General features: G+C 66.5%; 3 protein-coding genes. 2 read left to right on the top strand and 1 reads right to left on the bottom strand.

Features of this window, described 5'->3' with window-relative positions; genetic code table 11:
* The first annotated feature begins 14 nt into the window (after positions 1-14).
* Together VA603_RS10115 and dcp are read left to right on the top strand one after the other, a co-directional pair.
* A complete protein-coding gene (locus tag VA603_RS10115) occupies positions 15-617 on the top strand; it encodes a lysophospholipid acyltransferase family protein (RefSeq protein WP_132863657.1) in 603 nt (200 codons plus the stop codon).
* 115 nt (positions 618-732) lie between these two features.
* Positions 733-2,892, top strand: coding sequence for a peptidyl-dipeptidase Dcp (gene dcp, locus VA603_RS10110; RefSeq protein WP_323438732.1), 2,160 nt, complete (start codon positions 733-735; stop codon positions 2,890-2,892).
* Between the two features lie 86 nt (positions 2,893-2,978).
* Here the strand turns inward: dcp and VA603_RS10105 are convergent, their stop codons facing one another.
* The gene (locus tag VA603_RS10105; RefSeq protein WP_323438731.1) at positions 2,979-3,203 is read right to left on the bottom strand and encodes a hypothetical protein; all 225 of its coding nucleotides are present in this window, start codon (positions 3,201-3,203) and stop codon (positions 2,979-2,981) included.
* Positions 3,204-3,482: the final 279 nt, after the last annotated feature.

Raw genomic sequence — 3,482 nt, 5'->3', positions numbered from 1 at the left:
ATTGGGAGTAGTACTTGAGCCATTCCGAGCCCGTGGTGCCCGTCATTCCGTCCAATGTGCCCAGGGTCAAACCCAATGCGTTCGTCCGTTGGCTGGGGCGCACCGTGCTGCGCCTGGGCGGCTGGCGCATCCGCGGCCCGATCCCGGACCTGTCCAAGGCGGTGGTGATCGCCGCGCCGCATACCTCCAACTGGGACGGGCTGTGGGGGCTGGCGGCCAAGATGGCGCTGGGCGTGGAAGCGCGCATCCTGGGCAAGGACAAGCTGTTCTGGTGGCCGCTGGGCAGCGTGCTGCGCGGGCTGGGCGTGGTGCCGTTGGACCGCAGCTCGCCGCAGGGCACGGTCGGGCAGGCGGTGGCGATGATCCAGGGCAGCGACCGGATCTGGTTCGCGCTGGCCCCGGAAGGCACGCGCAAGCCGGTCAAGGAGTGGAAGACCGGTTTCCTGCGCATCGCGCGCACCGCCCAGGTGCCGGTGATCCCGGCCTATTTCCACTACACCGAACGGGTGATCGGCTTCGGCCCGCCGTTCCACACCAGCGGTGACGACGTGGCCGACATGGCGGCCATCCGCGCCTGGTACCGGCCGTGGCAGGGCCGCAACCGCGGCACTACCTGAGCGGCCGCGCGACGGGGCCGGCCAGGCCCAAGGCGCCACCATCGGCACATGCTGGAAACCGGTGATCGGAGTAGGGTGATGGGCTGTTCGAAGCCCGTTCCCAAGGAGCCGTTTCATGTCGCGTACCGTAGTTCTGGCCGCTGCCATCAGCCTTGCGCTGGCGGCCTGTTCCGGCAAGGAGTCCACCACCCCCGTGAGCGCCAACGCCCCCGCCCAGGCCGGCCAGCCGGCCGACGCCTCGACCAACCCGTTCATGACCGCCAGCAGCCTGCCGTTCCAGGCACCGGCGTTCGACAAGATCAAGGACAGTGACTACCTGCCGGCCTTCGAGGAAGGCATGCGCCAGCACCTGGCGCAGATCAAGCAGATCACCGACAACACCCAGCCGGCCACCTTCGACAACACGCTGCTGCCGATGGAGCAGTCCGGTGAAATCCTGGACCGCGTCAGCCGCGTGTTCTTCAGCGTGGTGCAGGCCGATACCAACCCCGAGCGCCAGAAGATCCAGGAAGACGTGGTGCCGAAGCTGGCCGCGCACAGCGATGCCATCTATCTCGATGCCAAGCTCTTCGCGCGCGTGAAGGCGGTATACGACGCACGCGCCAGCGCCGGGCTCGACGCCGAGCAGCTGCGCGTGGTCGAGGAGACCTACAAGGGCTTCGTCAAGGCCGGCGCCGAACTCAACGACGCCGACAAGGAAACCCTGAAGCAGTACAACGCCGAGGAAGCCACGCTCTCCAACGACTTCCACAACAAGCTGGTGGCGGCCACCGCCGCCGGCGCGGTGACCCTGGATGACAAGGCGCAGCTGGCCGGCCTGTCCGAAGCCGACATCGCCGCCGCCGAAGGTACCGCCAAGGAGCGCAAGCTCGACGGCAAGTGGGTGCTGAGCCTGCAGAACACCACCCAGCAGCCGGCGTTGATGTCGCTGCAGGACCGCGACGTGCGCGCCAAGGTGCTGGAAGCCTCCGAGACCCGCACCGAGCACGGTGACGCCAACGACACCCGCCGCATCATCCAGCGCCTGGCCCAGCTGCGCGCGGCCAAGGCCAAGCTGCTTGGCTTCCCGAACTACGCCGCCTACAACCTGACCGACCAGATGGCGCAGAACCCGGCCAACGCGCTGAAGCTGCTGACCGACACCGTGCCGGCGGCCACCGCCAAGGCGCGGGGTGAACTGGCCGAGATCCAGCAGGTGATCGACGCGCAGAAGGGTGGCTTCAAGGCCGCCGCCTCGGACTGGGACTTCTACGCCGAGCAGGTGCGCAAGGCCAAGTACGACCTGGACGAGTCGCAGATCAAGCCGTACTTCGAGCTGGACAACGTGCTGCAGAACGGCGTCTTCTATGCCGCCAACCAGCTGTACGGCCTGACCTTCAAGGAGCGCAAGGACCTGCCGGTGTACAACCCGGACGTGCGCGTGTTCGAGGTCAGCGACGCCGACGGCAAGCCGCTGGCGCTGTTCTACGCCGATTACTTCAAGCGTGACAGCAAGTCCGGCGGCGCGTGGATGGACGTGTTCGTCGAGCAGAACGGCCTGACCGGCAGCAAGCCGGTGGTCTACAACGTGTGCAACTTCACCAAGCCCGCCGCCGGCCAGCCGGCGCTGCTGAGCTGGGACGACGTGACCACGATGTTCCACGAGTTCGGCCACGCCCTGCATGGCATGTTCTCCAACACCAGGTACCCGAGCGTGGCCGGCACCGCGGTGCCGCGCGACTTCGTCGAGTTCCCCTCGCAGTTCAACGAGCACTGGGCGTCGGACCCGAAGGTATTCGCCAACTACGCCAAGCACTACCAGAGCAAGGAAGCGATGCCGCAGGCGCTGGTGGACAAGATCGCCAAGGCCAAGACCTTCAACCAGGGCTACATGACCACCGAATACCTGTCGGCGGCGCTGCTGGACCTGGCCTGGCACACGCAGGCGGCCGATGCCCCGCAGCAGGACGTGGACACGTTCGAGGCCGATGCGCTCAAGCGTTACAAGGTGGACCTGGCGCAGGTGCCGCCGCGTTACCGCAGCAGCTACTTCGACCACATCTGGGGTGGCGGTTACTCGGCCGGTTACTACGCCTACTTCTGGGCGGAGATGATCGACCATGACGCCTTCGAGTGGTTCAAGGAAAACGGTGGCCTGACCCGTGAGAACGGCCAGGTGTTCCGCGACAAGATCCTGTCCATCGGCAACACCCGCGACCTGGCCACGGCCTACCGCGACTTCCGCGGCAAGGACCCGAGCGTGGAGCCGCTGCTGCACAACCGCGGCCTGAAGTGATCGCGGCATCACAGTGGTTTGATTGAAACGACGAACGGCAGGGGAAACCCTGCCGTTCGTGCATGCGGCGCCGTCACGGGAGCGGCCTACAACCGGCTGATCATCTTCAGCCGCACCTGCGAGGCGGCCACGTCATGGCGTTGCGCGGCCATCGCACACAGCCGATCCAGCACCCCCTGCGGGTCGTGCAGCAGCGGGTCTGCGATGTCGATGCGCAGTGCAAGGTGCCCCCACCAGAAGGGGTGGCCGTCCACGTAGATTTCGTAGCCGGCCAGGTAGTGGTGCCCGTGGTTCAGCTCCATGGTGTCCATCGGCGATGTCCGTCCAGCCAGGCAGGAGCGGCCTTGGCCGCGAAGCAGGCACTGGTGATGCGTACAGGACGTATGCAACTGCATGTTGAAGAACGACGTCATGTATCAATGGCTTCGCGGCGGAGGCCACTCCTGCGGGTTTCAGGTGCCCACATGCACGCGGTTGCCGGCCTCGTTGCAGCCCAGGTGTTCCAGTGCCATCTCCAGCGCCAGCACGTAGCTCTGTGCGCGGAAGCCCTGTGCCACGCCGAGACGGTGGCCGTCCGAGGCAGGCAGGCG

The sequence above is a fragment of the Stenotrophomonas capsici genome, from assembly GCF_034961085.1.
Classification (GTDB): domain Bacteria; phylum Pseudomonadota; class Gammaproteobacteria; order Xanthomonadales; family Xanthomonadaceae; genus Stenotrophomonas; species Stenotrophomonas capsici.
The sequence above is the reverse complement of the archived record's forward strand: the minus strand, read 5'-3'. Positions and strand labels throughout refer to the sequence as shown.

Coding starts and splice junctions, on each gene's coding strand:
- dcp (WP_323438732.1), top strand. CDS start 733: ATGTCGCGTACCGTAGTTCTGGCCGCTGCCATCAGCCTTGCGCTGGCG.
- VA603_RS10105 (WP_323438731.1), bottom strand. CDS start 3,203: ATGGACACCATGGAGCTGAACCACGGGCACCACTACCTGGCCGGCTAC.